The 15,203-nt window shown below is 35.9% G+C and carries 16 protein-coding genes; all 16 read right to left on the bottom strand.

Annotation, left to right across the window (positions count from 1 at the left end; all coding sequences use genetic code 11):
* Nucleotides 1–101: 101 nt before the first annotated feature.
* Nucleotides 102–422 carry a YtxH domain-containing protein gene (locus VXN63_RS01285; protein WP_327756163.1) on the bottom strand — a complete coding sequence of 107 codons (321 nt, stop codon included), beginning with the start codon at nucleotides 420–422 and terminating at the stop codon, nucleotides 102–104.
* 4 nt (nucleotides 423–426) lie between these two features.
* Nucleotides 427–1,698 carry an aminotransferase class I/II-fold pyridoxal phosphate-dependent enzyme gene (locus VXN63_RS01280; RefSeq protein WP_327756162.1) on the bottom strand — a complete coding sequence of 424 codons (1,272 nt, stop codon included), beginning with the start codon at nucleotides 1,696–1,698 and terminating at the stop codon, nucleotides 427–429.
* A gap of 145 nt (nucleotides 1,699–1,843) precedes the next feature.
* A complete protein-coding gene (gene nth / locus VXN63_RS01275; protein WP_327756161.1) occupies nucleotides 1,844–2,485 on the bottom strand; it encodes an endonuclease III in 642 nt (213 codons plus the stop codon).
* 21 nt (nucleotides 2,486–2,506) lie between these two features.
* Complete coding sequence (locus VXN63_RS01270; protein WP_327756160.1) at nucleotides 2,507–3,220, bottom strand: DnaD domain-containing protein; 714 nt, start codon at nucleotides 3,218–3,220, stop codon at nucleotides 2,507–2,509.
* 23 nt (nucleotides 3,221–3,243) lie between these two features.
* Nucleotides 3,244–4,539, bottom strand: a complete 1,296-nt coding sequence (gene asnS, locus VXN63_RS01265) for an asparagine--tRNA ligase (protein WP_327756159.1) — start codon at nucleotides 4,537–4,539, stop codon at nucleotides 3,244–3,246.
* A gap of 35 nt (nucleotides 4,540–4,574) precedes the next feature.
* Nucleotides 4,575–5,048, bottom strand: coding sequence for a cell wall elongation regulator TseB-like domain-containing protein (locus tag VXN63_RS01260; RefSeq protein ID WP_327756158.1), 474 nt, complete (start codon nucleotides 5,046–5,048; stop codon nucleotides 4,575–4,577).
* A 95-nt stretch (nucleotides 5,049–5,143) separates the two neighbouring features.
* Nucleotides 5,144–7,942, bottom strand: coding sequence for a helicase C-terminal domain-containing protein (locus tag VXN63_RS01255; protein WP_327756157.1), 2,799 nt, complete (start codon nucleotides 7,940–7,942; stop codon nucleotides 5,144–5,146).
* A 39-nt stretch (nucleotides 7,943–7,981) separates the two neighbouring features.
* Entirely contained in the window at nucleotides 7,982–9,202 is a 1,221-nt protein-coding gene (locus VXN63_RS01250) for a CCA tRNA nucleotidyltransferase (RefSeq protein ID WP_442915291.1), read from the bottom strand.
* 62 nt (nucleotides 9,203–9,264) lie between these two features.
* Nucleotides 9,265–9,594 carry a nucleotide pyrophosphohydrolase gene (locus VXN63_RS01245; RefSeq protein WP_327756618.1) on the bottom strand — a complete coding sequence of 110 codons (330 nt, stop codon included), beginning with the start codon at nucleotides 9,592–9,594 and terminating at the stop codon, nucleotides 9,265–9,267.
* Between the two features lie 111 nt (nucleotides 9,595–9,705).
* On the bottom strand, nucleotides 9,706–10,272 hold the full coding sequence (locus VXN63_RS01240; RefSeq protein ID WP_327756155.1) for a ReoY family proteolytic degradation factor: 567 nt from the start codon (nucleotides 10,270–10,272) through the stop codon (nucleotides 9,706–9,708).
* A 71-nt stretch (nucleotides 10,273–10,343) separates the two neighbouring features.
* The gene (locus VXN63_RS01235; RefSeq protein ID WP_327756154.1) at nucleotides 10,344–11,609 is read right to left on the bottom strand and encodes a tetratricopeptide repeat protein; all 1,266 of its coding nucleotides are present in this window, start codon (nucleotides 11,607–11,609) and stop codon (nucleotides 10,344–10,346) included.
* Between the two features lie 157 nt (nucleotides 11,610–11,766).
* The gene (locus VXN63_RS01230; RefSeq protein WP_327756153.1) at nucleotides 11,767–12,315 is read right to left on the bottom strand and encodes a hypothetical protein; all 549 of its coding nucleotides are present in this window, start codon (nucleotides 12,313–12,315) and stop codon (nucleotides 11,767–11,769) included.
* The gene (locus VXN63_RS01225) at nucleotides 12,296–12,853 is read right to left on the bottom strand and encodes a PilN domain-containing protein (protein WP_327756152.1); all 558 of its coding nucleotides are present in this window, start codon (nucleotides 12,851–12,853) and stop codon (nucleotides 12,296–12,298) included. Before VXN63_RS01225 ends, VXN63_RS01230 begins: the two co-directional genes overlap by 20 nt.
* Nucleotides 12,850–13,893 (bottom strand): type IV pilus biogenesis protein PilM, encoded by a 1,044-nt coding sequence (gene pilM, locus VXN63_RS01220; RefSeq protein WP_327756151.1) that lies wholly within the window; start codon nucleotides 13,891–13,893, stop codon nucleotides 12,850–12,852. Before pilM ends, VXN63_RS01225 begins: the two co-directional genes overlap by 4 nt.
* A 45-nt stretch (nucleotides 13,894–13,938) precedes the next feature.
* On the bottom strand, nucleotides 13,939–14,691 hold the full coding sequence (locus VXN63_RS01215) for a prepilin peptidase (RefSeq protein WP_327756150.1): 753 nt from the start codon (nucleotides 14,689–14,691) through the stop codon (nucleotides 13,939–13,941).
* A 55-nt stretch (nucleotides 14,692–14,746) separates the two neighbouring features.
* Entirely contained in the window at nucleotides 14,747–15,091 is a 345-nt protein-coding gene (locus VXN63_RS01210) for a type II secretion system protein (protein WP_327756149.1), read from the bottom strand.
* Between the last annotated feature and the right edge of the window lie 112 nt (nucleotides 15,092–15,203).

Genomic DNA, 15,203 nt, shown 5'->3' with positions numbered 1-15,203 from the left:
GGAAATTTAAACAAAAAAAGAACCTTGATTTAGTATCTTCGAGCTAAAATATGTCGAAAATACGTTCATCAAAGTTCTATATTTTATCTAAACCAAAATATTTATAGTTTAACGTCGGGTACAACGATAGGATCGTCTACTAGTGCTGTGTTTTCTGGAGGTGCAGCGACCGTCTCTGGTGTAACCTCATATTGAACAGGTGGATTGTAAGAGTCCGTATCTGTCAATTTTTCAGATAAGGTAATTTCTGCTTCATCTAACATTTCATCTAGCTTGATCACCATCTTATTTTTGGAATCATTTGCTTTATCTTTGATATCTTCTTGAAGAGCCTCTCCAGACTTCTGAGCTAATAAGTAAGCTGAAGCTACCCCTATCGTACTTCCTAAAATAACGCCTAATCCAAAACTTCCTTTTGACATATTGTTATTCGCCTCCTATAAAATTTTCTCCATATTTCTCAAGTGTCACGAGCTCAACGCAAGTACACAAAGCCTCTAAAGCAACTTCCAGTTTATCTAATCCGATATAACTTGGTGCCAGTCTGATACTATTATCAAGAGGATTGATACCGTATGGATAAGTTGCATTCGCTGGAGTTAATTGTATTCCAATTTGCTTCATTTTGTCCACTATTTCGGTTGCACAACCATTTGCAGTTGTAAGGTGAACAAAGTATCCACCTTTGGGTTCTGTCCATTTCAGAAATTGACTTCTCTCTCCTCCGAAGTATGCTTCGAAAATCGCTTGTATCCATTCAAATTTAGGGCGCAAGATGTCTGCATGTTTCTCCATCAACGCTGCTATCGTTTCTTGACCTTTCAAAAAGTCCACGTGTCTCTTCTGATTCAGCTTATCAAAACTAATAATTTGTTTGCTAAGCTCTTCAGCGAATCTTAGGATATTTGTCTCTGAAGCGCCTACTGCAGCAACACCAGCACCTGGAAAAGTCATTTTAGAAGTGGACACGAACATAAAGGGACGATCGGGCACGCCAGCTTCTTTGCAGGCTTCTAATATGTTGATTGCTTGTTCTTTTTCATCAAACAAATGGTGAACAGTATAAGCATTATCCCACATGATCAGAAAGTCATCCGCTGCCGTGTGCATATCCGCTAAGCGTTCAACGACTTCATCAGAATACGTTTCGCCAGTAGGATTGCTATACGTAGGAACACAGAAAATACCCTTAATGGAAGAATCTTGTGAAACGATTTTTTCTACTACTTCCATATCAGGTCCTGAACCAGTCAGTTCTACTGGGATCATCTCAATGCCTAACCTTTCGAGCATAGAAAAATGTCTATCGTATCCAGGACTTGGACAAAGGAACTTGACTTTTTCTTCATTACTCCATTTTGACTTGCCAGTGAACATTTGCATGACGAGCACACTATACATTAATTGAAGACTGGAATTTCCTGCTACAATGGTTTCTTCAATCGACGTACCTAATAAATCACCAAAAAGTGATCTAGCTTCCTTGATTCCCATCAATCCACCGTAGTTACGAATATCTTGTTCATCTTCACTAAGCCAATCGGAACCTTCCATTTTTTCTAACAAAGGTTTTGCTAACTCTAATTGCTTAGTAGATGGAATACCCCTTGCTATCGTAATTTCAAATGGTTTATTTTGATAAGCCTTGTATTGTTCTTGAACTTGCTCTAATCTCGAAGTCTGTTGATGATTATCCATACGGATCCCCCTTTAATGATCTTAATAAGTAAAATGATGGAAAGATTTATGCTATTAGTATAACGTATTTGAAAGAATTAGAGAAATTCTTCAGTTGAGTTTCATTCTAAAAAAAAGACAGAGTACATCATACTCTGCCTTTTGGTTATAAATTTTCTTTGATTCGCTGAATACATTGATTATGATCATGCGTTCTTGCAGGACATTGATAGCGCCCGAAAAAGATCATACGATGATGGGCAATACTCCACAAATCTTCTGGTATTTTTTCCATTAAGCTATCTTCTACTTGTCGAACGGTTGCCTGCTGCGAACAAATATTGAATTTTTTACTAATTCTTTCTACATGTGTATCAACAGCAATAGCTGGTTTATCGAAAGCAACACTCATCACTACATTAGCTGTTTTTCGTCCAACGCCTGGCAAACTTTCCAACTCTTTATGGGTAGACGGTACAATCCCATCAAAGCGTTCGATCAATTCACGAGAACAGTTTTTAACGAATTTTGCCTTATTACGGTAAAGTCCAATGGTTTTGATCTTATTCATGATGTCATCTAGTGGAGCCTCCATCATCAATTCAGGGGTAGGATAAGCTTCGAAGAGTGCTGGCGTCACTTTGTTTACAGCGATATCTGTTGTCTGCGCACTCATTATGACAGAGATAAGCAGTTCAAAGGAATTCTTGTGGTTCAACTCAGCTTTAGCATTCGGAAATAACTTTCCCATAGCTTCAATTAACTTAGTCGTCTCTGTACTAGTCAGTAAAACGTCACTTTCAGACATGAAAAGCTCCTTTTCAACTCTTTAATCTTTGTATTCTTTGAGCCAGTCATACATGGGAACAGGCTTAGAAGAGGCTTGTTCTTGACCAGAATCATTTGTTTTATTTTGATTATTTCTGTGATTTTGAGATTCTTTAAGCACCTGATCTTTATTCTTAATATTTTTCTTTTCCCAGCTCAGTAAGATACGATCAATATATTTAAGACTATAAACTTGACTCAATACCGCTTCTCTCAAAGCCATTTGAATCAGTTCAGGATCGTAATGGTCTTCATCGATCCACATATTTAACGTTTGGATTTCAATTGGAGATAATGGTCTGCCGAATTCTTGCTCAAATAAATTATATAAATCCTTTGAAGTCAGCCCAGATGTTTCTTGTGCCTGACGCTCCTGATCCTGTTTCATAAGCAAGATCAGTTTTTCCCAAAGGAGATCAAATGAAAGCTCATCTTGACTCTTACCATCTTGTCCAGTTTTAGTATCAATTGATAAGACACTCTTATTGATCAAGTTGTGAATTTCCTTGAATGCAGCTTCTCGTGTCAGCTCCATCCGTTCTGCAATTAAAGAGACGTCAGGAAACCCTTCTCCTTGATCAACGAAAGATTTTAATTGTATCAGGAAAACGAGCTGGTCATTAGTTAATCCAATTTTTTTGTAATTTTCAAGTAAAAGGGTAGAAATCGAAACGTTTTTAGACTTTAACCACTTTTTCATTAATGCTTCGTTCAACGTTTTCACCCTTCCAAGTCACTTTACGGGTAGATTCTATTCAATAAACGTGGGAATGGAATCGATTCTCTAATGTGCTCTGTTCCTGATAACCAAGTAATCACACGTTCAAGACCTAATCCGAATCCTGAATGCGGTACACTACCGTATTTACGCAAATCAAGGTACCATTCGTAATCTTTAATGGCTAAATTATGCTTCTCAAGTTCTTTTTCTAATGCCTCATAGTTATCTTCACGTTGACTACCACCAATGATTTCTCCGTAACCTTCTGGAGCAATCATATCCGCACAAAGAACGATATCTTCGCGATCTGGATGTGGTTTCATATAAAAAGGTTTAATTGCTTTTGGATAATTTAAAATGAATACGGGTTGATCGTACTGGTTTGCAATGAACGTTTCTTCTGGTGATCCAAAATCTTCACCCCAAGTCGTATTAAAATCATTTTTCTGAAGTAATTCAACGGCTTCATCATATGAAATACGAGGATAAGGTAAACGAGTATATTTTTTCAATAAGTCTTTATCGCGGTCTAATACGTCAAGTGCCATATCACAGTTATCTAGAACACTTTGTACTAGGTAAGCAACATATTGTTCTTGAATTTCTAAAGACTGATCTTGATCCATAAAAGCCATCTCAGGTTCAATCATCCAAAATTCAATTAAATGGCGTCTCGTTTTAGACTTTTCAGCTCTGAACGTTGGTCCAAATGAAAATACTTTTCCTAATGCCATCGCAGCTGCTTCCATGTAAAGTTGACCACTTTGTGACAAGTAAGCATCATATTCAAAATATTTCGTATGGAATAACTCAGTCGTATCTTCTGCTGCATTACCCGTTAAGATAGGCGGATCAACTTTTAAGAAACCTTCTTTGTTGAAGAATTCGTAAGTAGCACGAATCACTTCATTACGAATTTGCATGATCGCATGCTGTTTAGAAGAACGTAACCATAAGTGACGATGATCCATTAAGAATTCTGTTCCATGTTCTTTTGGTGTAATAGGATAGTCTTTAGATTCACTAATGACTTCAATACCCTCGACATGAATTTCATAACCAAATTTAGAACGTGTATCTTCTTGAATCGTACCTGTGATCCAAACCGAAGTTTCTTGTGTTAAGTTTTTAGCCTGTTCAAAAACCGTTTCTTCTACATCACTTTTGATGACAACACCTTGAAAATAAGCAGATCCATCTCTTAATTGCAGGAAGGCAATTTTCCCACTTGATCTTTTATTTGCGATCCAAGCTCCTATGGTTACTTTTTCACCGATATGCTTAGATGCTTCTATGATTCTGATTTTTTTCAATGTTCAATCTCCTTATCCTAATTCAATTTTTAAATTTAAATATTATCGATTGTGCGGATCCATTCGCCATCTTGCAGCGAAAGGATATAATAGCCTAATCGTCCATTTTGATTACGGTAACTAATTTCCCATACGGGCCTTTGATTATCTATACCCATTCGAGCGTTTAGTATTTTTTTAGGCTGTCTAGCTTCACGAGTCAATTGGACGGCTTGCTGTTTAGGAATTGTATCTGAGATATTCAGAGTTGTTGTTTCCTGAGTTTCCTGGTTTGTAAAAACGACAAGAGACTCGCCTTCTTCCGTTTCACCTACGACAGTAAAGGTAGTTTCTGTATCGTTATACCAGTAAAAGTCTGTTGCTGAAACGATTTCAGAGTTAGCTATGGCGTATTCAATAGCTTGTTCTTCGGTATCGTTGTATAGCGCAACGGATCGTCTGTATATAACAACTGAACCAATGATTAGTACAATTAGAAAAACAGAAAGTCCTATAAAGAATTTTTTCACAGTAATTTCCTCGCAGTCCAAATTTTCAACTATCTAAGTATAGCAAAATAATGAATGGAAATAAATATCCGGTAACACATTCTGTTTCACATTCACTATTTCCCTAAAAAGTCTTCTACTTTCTCGGCCATCTGAGATAAGTCTATTTTTTCGACCTCAACTTCTTTTGGTAACGCTTGTCTTAAGACATTCGCATAACTTGAATGAAGAAAGCGGTAGTCCAAGACAATCAATACTCCTTTATCACTCTCAGATCGAATGAGACGTCCAAAACCTTGTTTTAACCTCATAACAGCTCGAGGTAACATGTCTTGAACAAAAGCATTTTGGTTCTGATCCGTTAATTTTTTCAGCCTTAATTTAACAGATGGTTGGTCTGGTGAATCAAAAGGAAGCTTTGTAACAATTACAATTTTTAAAGTTTCACCAGGAAGATCAACACCTTCCCAGAACGTATCTGCACCAAGTAAAATGGCGTTTTTACTTTTCTTGAATTGCTTGATTAGCTTTGACTTCGTTCCAGATAAATTTTGAGCTAATATCAATTTCTTTTCGAGAGATTTTTTGCTTTGTAATCCTCTATAAACCTGTTGCAAAGAATCATTTGATTTAAAAAGGATTAAAGCATTCTCTGAAGTTCGTTTAACAGATTGATCGATCGAATCGATCAGATACTTTAAAAAGTCTTCTTTTGTATAATCAGAAAAGGATTTCGCCTGTTCTGGTACGTAGACTCTGACCTGTTCGTCATAATGATACGGAGAAGAAAGTTCGATAAATTCTAAATTTTCTGAAGCAATTTGTTTTCTAAAGAAATCAATGGAACCATCATAAGACAGCGAACTACTTGTATAGATTGCATGGGTGTAACGCTCCAATTGGTTTTGGAGTTCTTCTTCTACTTCAAAACTCGCTCGATGAAATCTCAATGTTTTTTCCGGATGTTTAGAGTAATAGGAAATCCAAGAATAATCTGCATGATCATTCTGGTTGAATACTGTTTTTAAACGATGAGCATCCTCAGAAATTGTATCAAGAATCTCTTTAAAAATACCTAAATTAAATTTTTCAGTAGCGGTTAGACTCTTAGCCTCTAATTCACTGCTTTGATAAATATGATTTCCTACATAAACGATTTCGTATATCAGTCTCGTCAGTTCTTTTAGTTGGCGCTTCAAAGAAATCGTTAAGTTCGATAGCTGAATAGATTGTTCTTTCCATTTAACGATAGATTGTGCCGGTTCAATCGGTATTGATAACTGACTGATCCACTGATCAATAAAGTCATTCCATTCAGATTCAAATAACTGTCGATTAGATTCAATCGCCCGTACTTGATAATCTTTAATCACATCTCTAGCCGCTAAATTATACAGCATAGCTATAATCGTTTGCTCTCTATCTTGACTACCCAATTTCTTTAAATGCGTAGCGAAGGATCCAGCTGATATGGAGGTATTAGCAGCGTCTTGAATAATGTCTGGAAAGAAATGCGCTTCATCTATAATCAGCTTTTTGACATTAGAAAATAACTGCTGCTCTTTTTTCCAGTCCTGAACGAGAAAAGCATGATTCGTAACGATAATAGAAGCTTGTTTGAGTCTTTTTTCTGCACGCAAGAAAAAGTCATAAGCTGCCCATTTCTCCATTCGATCTTTTGAAAGTTCAGATCTACCTATACGGACCTCAGACCAAAAATCATGGCTACTATGTCCACCTGCACCGATTTCGTCGATATCTCCAGTGACTGTTTCAGTCAACCAGACCAGAACACGCATACTGAAAAGCGTTTCAATATCCTCTTTATTAATTACACTCAATTTATAATCAAAATTGGCTAAGGAAAGATAATTGTATTTTCCTTTTACTGAAGCAATGGCTAGTTCAAAAGGTACGAGTCTTTCTAGGTAAGCAAGACTCTCTTCAATCATTTGACGCTGTAACACTGTTGTTTTAGTACTAATCAAAATTGGTTCTTCTGGACTCGCTTCAAAGCTAGCCGGTAATAGGTATCCAAGAGATTTTCCTGTACCCGGAGGGGCTTCAATCGCCAGGCCAGATTTTGGAGAAGAATCTTTTAAATAATGGTAAACACTATCCATCATTTCTTCTTGAACGTCTCTTTTAGAATACTGCTCATCCAATAAATTGATTTTGTCTAGTGAGGAAGCCGGATACTGTTTATCTATTCTATAGTTATACGCATTAATTGAAATTGAAGGATCTTGAATCGCAATACCTTCAACAACAATCAATCGCTGATTTAAATCTGTCGGTTGTGACTTCATTTCTTCTAGAGCCTCTTCAAAAAACAAACGCGTTTCTGCAATACAGTATACGGAAAGTTCTGCTAATTTCTCCACCGTTGTCAGAGGGAGCGTTCGAAGTTTTGAGTCTATCTGGTTCAACAAGAACCCTGTTGCTTCTGCATCAAAAAGCGCATTGTGCGGACGATCCAGATCATATCCAAGCCACTCAACAATTTCTTGAAGTGCGTAACTATTTGATGTCGGAAAAACGACTTGGGAAAGTTGCACCGTATCTATAGCAGGAATCGTTAGTTCAGGCACACCGACTCTTTTAAATTCTTCATTTAAAAATTGAAAGTCAAACCCTACATTATGTGCAACAAATATTGTTTCTTCCAACATATTACGTAATAAAAAGGCGATATCTTCAAAATAAGGCGCTGTTTTCAACTCTCTAGGATGAATGCCTGTCAATTCCTGAATACGCTTAGGGACACTTTTAAGAGGATTTACGAAGGTATCAAAAGTTTCAATGATTTCTCCATTTTTCATCAGTACACAAGCAAATTGAATCATCCGATCTTTACCAATACTTCCACCAGTTGATTCAATATCTACAATTGCATAAATTTGATCTTTCTTCATATTCCCCTCCTTCCCAATAACCTCAAAGTTATTCTCAGTTTAGTTGTTGTCTGTTTCTGGAATCAGCGCTTGCTGTTTTGTCCAAGTAATAATCTCTTGTTTCGAATTATTGAGTTTTCCAAGTACGACCGCTTCTTCGATATGTTTCAAAGCATCTCCTAGCCATTTACCAGCTTTTGAATTCGTTAGCTTAAGTAGATCCTTTCCTGTTACTGCCAGATCCTGCTTAGAGTGAATCGGTAAAGTCTCATAGATAAAGAGGACAGCTTCTGGATCAGATGGATACTGCAAGTAGTGAAGTATGTTCTCAGTTTCAAGGGCTAATTCTTTTCCCAGACGATAGATATAGAGCAAGTCTGCAGAAGACTCTATTCTATAGTTTACCGATTGGAACAAAGACGCTACTTGCTGGATAAGTTTGTTCGACAATTTCCATGATTTCATAAAAGCATTAATTTGATTCGGAACATATTCGTCTAGCAATAGATACGTAGCCCAGATTTGTCTCTCGTTATCTAAAGAATGCTCAATTGCAGAAAATTTCTTTAAAGCTTCTTTATTAAGACCAGGACAAAATTCATACAAGTCTGACTTAACAAAATATGTCAGTCCTTTATATTTGAATTGGCCAAGGCACATTTTAATAAATTCTATTTGGATCCGTTCTATAGCAATATGTTCAAGTAAAGAAGTATTTTTTTTCAATGCTAGAACGGTCTCTTCTTCAATATCAAATCCAAGTTGAGCCGAGAATCTTGTAGCTCTCATCATTCTCAGCGCATCTTCACCGAAACGTTCATCAGGTACGCCTACTGCTCGAATGACTTGATGATTCAAGTCATCAATGCCATCAAACAAATCAGTTATACATCCGTCTTTATCCATTGCCAAAGCGTTAATGGTAAAATCTCTTCTTTTCAAGTCTTCTGCTAATGAACGCACAAAAGTAACCGAATCTGGACGTCTAAAGTCTTGGTAAGTCGATTCGGTTCTAAATGTCGTGATTTCATAAGTCTCTTTTTCCCATAGTACCATGACCGTACCGTGCTCTATCCCAACATCTATTGTTTTTTTGAATAAAGCTTGGATTTCGTTAGGAAATGCACTTGTAGCAATGTCGACATCGTTGACGTCTTTACCGAGCATAGCATCTCGCACACTACCGCCAACAAAATAAGCTTCAAATCCAGCTTGCTCGAGAACTTCCAAAACGGGTAATGCATTTGTGAAAACTTCTGTTAAAACTAGTTTATTTTGCATGATAGTACGGTTGTATCTAGAACATGGACTAGCGCACAACCATTCTCTCCTTTTTAAACACACTAAATTGATTCGTCATCGATTCGTTCAAAACGATCACGATCTCGGGTGTTGAATTTATTCATCGTTAGCTCGAAAGCTTTTGAAAGATCAATCTCAAGAGAATTTGCCAGGGTGATGATGACAAACAAAACATCACCGAGTTCTTCTTCCAGCTTTTTCTCTGTCTCTTCTGGCTTTTTCTGCTTTTCTCCATAGTTATGACTGATCTCTCTAGCTAATTCTCCTACTTCCTCTGTAAGTCTTGCTAGCTGTCCAAGCGGTGAAAAGTATCCCGTCTTGAATTGATTTATGTAATCATCTACTTCTTTTTGCATGTCTCTTGTATCCATCACACATCATACCACCTTTCAATTTGAAAGAATAGAAAAGTCAAAGAGTACAATCATTTGAAAATGGTTGATGAATGTACTCTATTGAATTTTCTTAAACCAACAAATTTATCAATACGGTAATTCATTGCTTAATTTCTCTTCAATTTCTTTAAGTTCTCGTGTTAAATTCAAGAATCGTTCTTTTTCATCGTTTTCAAGTGCGATATCAATCTGATGAACGAGATCATTTCGCTTCTCACTTAACTGAAAATGATCGATTGCTTCGTTAACTTCAAGACTAAGATCGTTTGAAATGGAATCATTCCAGCTAGAAAAAGGATTGTCTTCTAATACCGCTAGATACTCAGCAGACATCCATGCATCTGAAAACAACAATTCGATATAAAGGTCTGTATGCCAGTTCAATCTCACCTCGTGAAACGCTTGTTCTGGGTTATCAAATGAATGACCGTCTTTATAGAATTTAAAAGCTTCGTTTTCTGATCCAACAGCAGCCATTTTTATGCCACGCGGTGTCTTTTCAGCACGTTCGACAAACTTAGCTTTGTTCAATACGATATCATGATTCAGTAAATAGTTTAATATCCACATAGATTCTCTGCGCTTCATTTGGTATCTCTGTAAGAACCATTTTAGAAATTGTTTTTTATCATTTAACTGTACTCGATTATTCAATTTGACTTCCCTCCTTTTAGATTAGACACATTAAATATTCAAGCATTTCTTCTATTATAGTATAACAAAAATCACTCAGTATCTGTCTGTTCATTGTTTAAGATTTCTTGAATTTCTAGATCGTCACTTTGGAGTTCAAGATACTTTCTACCTACGTTGCGGGATTCTGCTAACCGTCCTTCTTCTCTTAAAAAGAAGAAATACTGCTTCATAAATTCAGCATTTGTATCGAAATAAGGATACGCTTTTTCAAACGCTCTTCCAGCAGCTTCAAATTCTTCTAGTGCATCTTGAGCCGTTGCTAGATTCCAATAGAATTGAGGATCCGCATCTAATTCTGTTAAGGCTTGTTGAATCCACTCAACCGTTTCATCATATCTTTCCTGATGATTCAAGAAATTCGTATATTGTAAAGAAATAGCTTCATTTTCTGGATCTAATTCCATCGCTAGTTTATAGTATTCTTCAGCTTTATCACTATTGTTTCGCTTGATCTCGATATCAGCACCAATTAGATACAGTTGGTAGTTGGTTTTATCTTGAAGTAATCCTTCGCTCACAACATCAGCCGCTTTTTCGATTTGATTCTCTTCATCCAATCCTTTAGCAAGGTATGGATAAACCGACGTATAAGAATGATCCATTTCTTTCACTTTATGGAATGTTTCATTGGAACGCTGAAATTCTTTGATCTGGAAATAGGTGAATCCTAATTGAAACAACGTATCAATTTGATCATCGACTTCAACAGCTTCCTCAAGATATCCAATCGCGTTTTCCCAGTCACCTAACGCACTGTAGGCACTCCCTAGTCGTGTTACTAGATGCACACCAGCAAAGGTGTCTTCACCATCTGTCAGTAATTGCTCGTATTCTCTAATTGCTTGTGCATGTTTCCCCATTGTGAAATGCAGTTCTGCTAAAGCAAATAGAATAACGGGTTCGTTTTCTAGAATAGACTGAGCTTCTAATAATTTTTGCTCAGAAACTTCTGGCAAATCGAGTACTTGATAGTAATCAGCAGATACAAGTAAAGCTTGAGGATAAACATCGCTTGTTTTCTCTACAGCCTGCAACCATTCAATCGCTTCAAGTTCCTTGCCTTCCTCGATTGCAATTTCTGCTAGATTCACTTTGATTTCATCATCATTTGACTGATCAAGTAGAAAATGTAAGACTCTTTTTGTTTCTTCTAAGAAGCCTAATTGATAAAGAGAATCTGCCAGTTGATAAAGATCATCAATCGAGTCACTCTTAAGTGCTTGTTCAAGGTGTTGATTCGCTTTCTCTAGTTGTTCACTCTGTAAAGCATCAACCATTTTTTGAGAGTAAGACATGCTTTCTCCTCCTGAAAATACAAATTTATGTTCAATAGTATAAAGTCTGTTCTTTAAAAATACTCTTCCTATCTTATCATATCCAGTACTAAACGTCATGCACTCTTCGCTTATGGGTAAAACAAAAACGCCTAAGATAATAGACGTTTGTTAGAAACTATTCCAGATTACTAGATTGCGTGTATGTTGTTAAAAATATCGAAGCTTTTTTACCTTCTTCTTGTTCATAACTGATTGCAGTGATGTCTGTCTTTTGAGTCAGTTGATAGATTGCGTCAATAAACGACGATAATTGACCTAAATTTTCGTAACCAACAGTAAGCTGATAGGGAGTCGCCTCAATCATTTCATTTGGCTCTTCTACTTCACTTTCTAAAGAACCTTCCATACTATTTAAAGACTCAACCATTAATTGATTGTTGTCTGCGGCAATTTTAATGCTTTCCATCCATCGGCTAGGATCAGCACTACTTGGGATAACCGCATTAAGTGACTCAAGTTGTTCCAGTAAAGTGTCTTCAGAAACTTCTATTTCATTCACATCATTTAATAGCACTTGCTGATCACTTAAAATTCTATTTGAACTTTCATAAGATTGTTTAGCTGCTTCAATAACGGATTGATTTCCATAATAGAACAGTAATCCTAAAACGATTGTCAATAAACCGATCAAGAAAAAACTTTGTTTATTCCAACTCACTTTCATCCGTACCTTCCTCTCTCAGTAGCGTCTGTTCCAGAGAAATGCTGATTTCAGAGTCGAATAAAGCTGTATTCGATTCGTCCACTGTCAGAGTTAGCAGTTCTGCTGTATTTATATAATCACCTGTATTCAAATTTTCAATCAAATTTGTGACTTCTTCGTAATCCATTCCGTTTAATGCGATCACCAATGTGAAATTTTCCAAAAGTGTGAAAGATGTAATACGAGACTCATCTTCAGGCAGGTACGTGTTTAAATCTTCAAACAAATAAGGTATTTTATATTGATTACCCTCTATAGTGCTGATTGTTTCTTCTAATTGAACAGTTTGTAAATTTAATTGCTCGATTATTCGAGCTTGCTGAACTTCACTTACTTGATTTTCAATCGTTCTCATATTTTGTTTATCTTGCAAAGTATAATAACGATTCATAATAAATAAGTAGAGAAACAAGATTGATAACAAAGTAAGAAATACTGTAATGATGATATATGGTAGACGATTAATTTGTTTTTTCTCAAATAGGTTGATATTAATCATCCTGCATCAACCTCCTCTACCGTTTTCTTAAATGGTCTCTTCAAGAAGCTATTTTCTCGTACTAGTTTTCGCTTTTTCTTATGCTGTACTAATGGTTTCTTGCTAATCAACCCTAATAGTGGCGCAAATTCTCTTGAATATTCTGAGGGTAAATTTAATCTAGAAAGTGGTATATCGATTCGACTCGTAATCTTCTCAAAAAGATATTCAAAGTCTGGAAAGTCTCCAGTAAGCAATATGCTCGTAATCATCTTTTCTCCATTCATGATGGAGTACTTATAGAAGTCTAAATATCTTTCAATCGAGTTGATCTGATCTTCAATAACAATATCCAATTCTTCAGACGAACCTATCCAATCCCAACTTCCATTGGCTTTTTGTTCCCAATTTTGAACGACTCTTTGAAAGTTCGTTTGTCGATTAAATTGAGGAATATCCTTGTGGAAAACTGTTAGAGAACTATCAAATGGATGCCACTGAATGAGTAGCAAATGATCTTCCTCTGAAATGTCAGCAGTATTAAACTGTTTGAAAGCACGATAGACAGAGAGATATGAAAAGTCAGCGACTTCAGGATAAAGTTGTACGGATTCAAATAATTTTTGAAAAGACTGAACCAGATCATCAGGATACGCAACCAAAAATATTTCTTGTGAATCATTTAATTGATTGATTACCTGGAAATCGATTTTTGGCTTATCAATAGGTAGTCGTATTTTACTGTTCAAGTGTAAATACACATAATCTTTAATTTCAGATTCTTCTAATTGAATAGGCACTTCTTCTTTTCGAATAATTGTAAATTGATCTGGAAGAATAAGATGAACTTTAGTATTTCTCAGTTTTTTCTCGCGTACAAATAATTCTAATCTTTTTTGTACTAAGGATTCATTCGTTAATTTCCCTTCTATTAAGACGGGTACATCCATTAATAGAAAATCGTGCTCTATGATATCTTTTTTTTGAGCATCCACAATCATGTATTGAATACTTTTATCCTTAAATAGTAGGAAAAGAGTGGTTTTTTTCTTGAATAACATATTGTTCCTCCATAAGTGTTCTTATCTACATACAGGTCTTGTTTTCTATAGTAAGGATAAATATAAATCGAGTAATTGATTCCCAAAAAATAGTACGGTTAGTGCGGCTGCACCAATATAAGGTCCGAAAGGCACTTTTGTTTTTCTCGTTACTTTGTTTGTGGCTAGTAATACACCGTTGACTAAAGCGCCATAGATTGTTGATAGTAAAAAGAGTAACAAGAATAATTTCCATCCAAAAATAAAACCAAATAACGTGAAATACTTCAAGTCTCCCATACCCATCCCACCTTTTGAGAGGATGATAATAGCTAATAATAGAGTGAAAGCCATTATTGTTCCGATTAACGCAGACTGGAATGTTACAACTGGTAAAAATATTTGAATTAATATAAAAATAGGTAAGAAAAAAAGTAAAATCTTATTGGGAATCTTTTGATAAGCTACGTCGGATACAGTTACGATTACAATCATTGATACCATAATTAAACTAACCATCGTCATTAAAGTCCATCCAAAAAGGATATAGGATAAAGCAAATAATAAACCTGTGATGAACTCGATGATCGGATATATTGGAGAGATAGGATTTCCACACCCTTTGCATTTACCCTTTTGAAACAGATAAGAGAGCACAGGAATTAATTCTGACCATCCTAGTGTTCGTTTACACGTATAACAGTAGGAATGCTTTTCTTTGAAGAACGTTCCTTCTGGAATTCTTAGTCCTACAACATTGTAAAAAGAACCTAAAACAAGACCGTATATGAAAAATAGTGTGATTATGAAGATATTCATTATGTTTCTCCTATGTAGAGAGAAAGAATCTTACTTATCTTTCTCTAGTTACTTTCTATTTAATTGAATAAGTTTTTTCTTTCTCTTTTGTAGTTACCACAACGGTAACCGAATCTGCTATAGATTCACCATCTTTAGTATCAAGATAGCCAGATTTTCTCAGTTCAGCCACACTGACACCCTCTGAACTAATGTCGTTTTCGATGTCGTACAGTCTTGCAGCATCAATAACTAATGCTTGTTCTGCCTCAGCAGCTTTAGTTTCAGCATTATCTACTACATTCCCAATTGCTGGAATAGCGATTGCTACAATAATTCCTAAAATGACTAATACTGCAAGTAATTCTACTAGCGTAAAGCCATTTTCTTTTTTGATCATTTTCTTGATTTGGTTTCTCATTCTTGTTCTTCCTCCTTATAATCTTATATCTTATTCAATCTCAGTATATATACTGCCCGTATCTAGCAAGCAACTAATGACTTATAGTCATTCCCCCTCTCAATAATAGTCA

Origin of the sequence: Marinilactibacillus sp. XAAS-LB27 (genome assembly GCF_036039175.1) — a bacterium.
Classification (GTDB): domain Bacteria; phylum Bacillota; class Bacilli; order Lactobacillales; family Carnobacteriaceae_A; genus Marinilactibacillus.
This window is presented reverse-complemented; position numbering and strand designations above follow the sequence as displayed.

What these genes read in the sequence shown, in the direction of transcription:
- VXN63_RS01285 (WP_327756163.1), bottom strand. Translation starts at nt 422, where the DNA reads ATGTCAAAAGGAAGTTTTGGATTAGGCGTTATTTTAGGAAGTACGATA.
- VXN63_RS01280 (WP_327756162.1), bottom strand. Translation starts at nt 1,698, where the DNA reads ATGGATAATCATCAACAGACTTCGAGATTAGAGCAAGTTCAAGAACAA.
- nth (WP_327756161.1), bottom strand. Translation starts at nt 2,485, where the DNA reads ATGTCTGAAAGTGACGTTTTACTGACTAGTACAGAGACGACTAAGTTA.
- VXN63_RS01255 (WP_327756157.1), bottom strand. Translation starts at nt 7,942, where the DNA reads ATGAAGAAAGATCAAATTTATGCAATTGTAGATATTGAATCAACTGGT.
- VXN63_RS01250 (WP_442915291.1), bottom strand. Translation starts at nt 9,202, where the DNA reads ATGCAAAATAAACTAGTTTTAACAGAAGTTTTCACAAATGCATTACCC.
- VXN63_RS01245 (WP_327756618.1), bottom strand. Translation starts at nt 9,594, where the DNA reads ATGGATACAAGAGACATGCAAAAAGAAGTAGATGATTACATAAATCAA.
- VXN63_RS01235 (WP_327756154.1), bottom strand. Translation starts at nt 11,609, where the DNA reads ATGTCTTACTCTCAAAAAATGGTTGATGCTTTACAGAGTGAACAACTA.
- VXN63_RS01230 (WP_327756153.1), bottom strand. Translation starts at nt 12,315, where the DNA reads ATGAAAGTGAGTTGGAATAAACAAAGTTTTTTCTTGATCGGTTTATTG.
- VXN63_RS01225 (WP_327756152.1), bottom strand. Translation starts at nt 12,853, where the DNA reads ATGATTAATATCAACCTATTTGAGAAAAAACAAATTAATCGTCTACCA.
- pilM (WP_327756151.1), bottom strand. Translation starts at nt 13,893, where the DNA reads ATGTTATTCAAGAAAAAAACCACTCTTTTCCTACTATTTAAGGATAAA.
- VXN63_RS01215 (WP_327756150.1), bottom strand. Translation starts at nt 14,691, where the DNA reads ATGAATATCTTCATAATCACACTATTTTTCATATACGGTCTTGTTTTA.
- VXN63_RS01210 (WP_327756149.1), bottom strand. Translation starts at nt 15,091, where the DNA reads ATGAGAAACCAAATCAAGAAAATGATCAAAAAAGAAAATGGCTTTACG.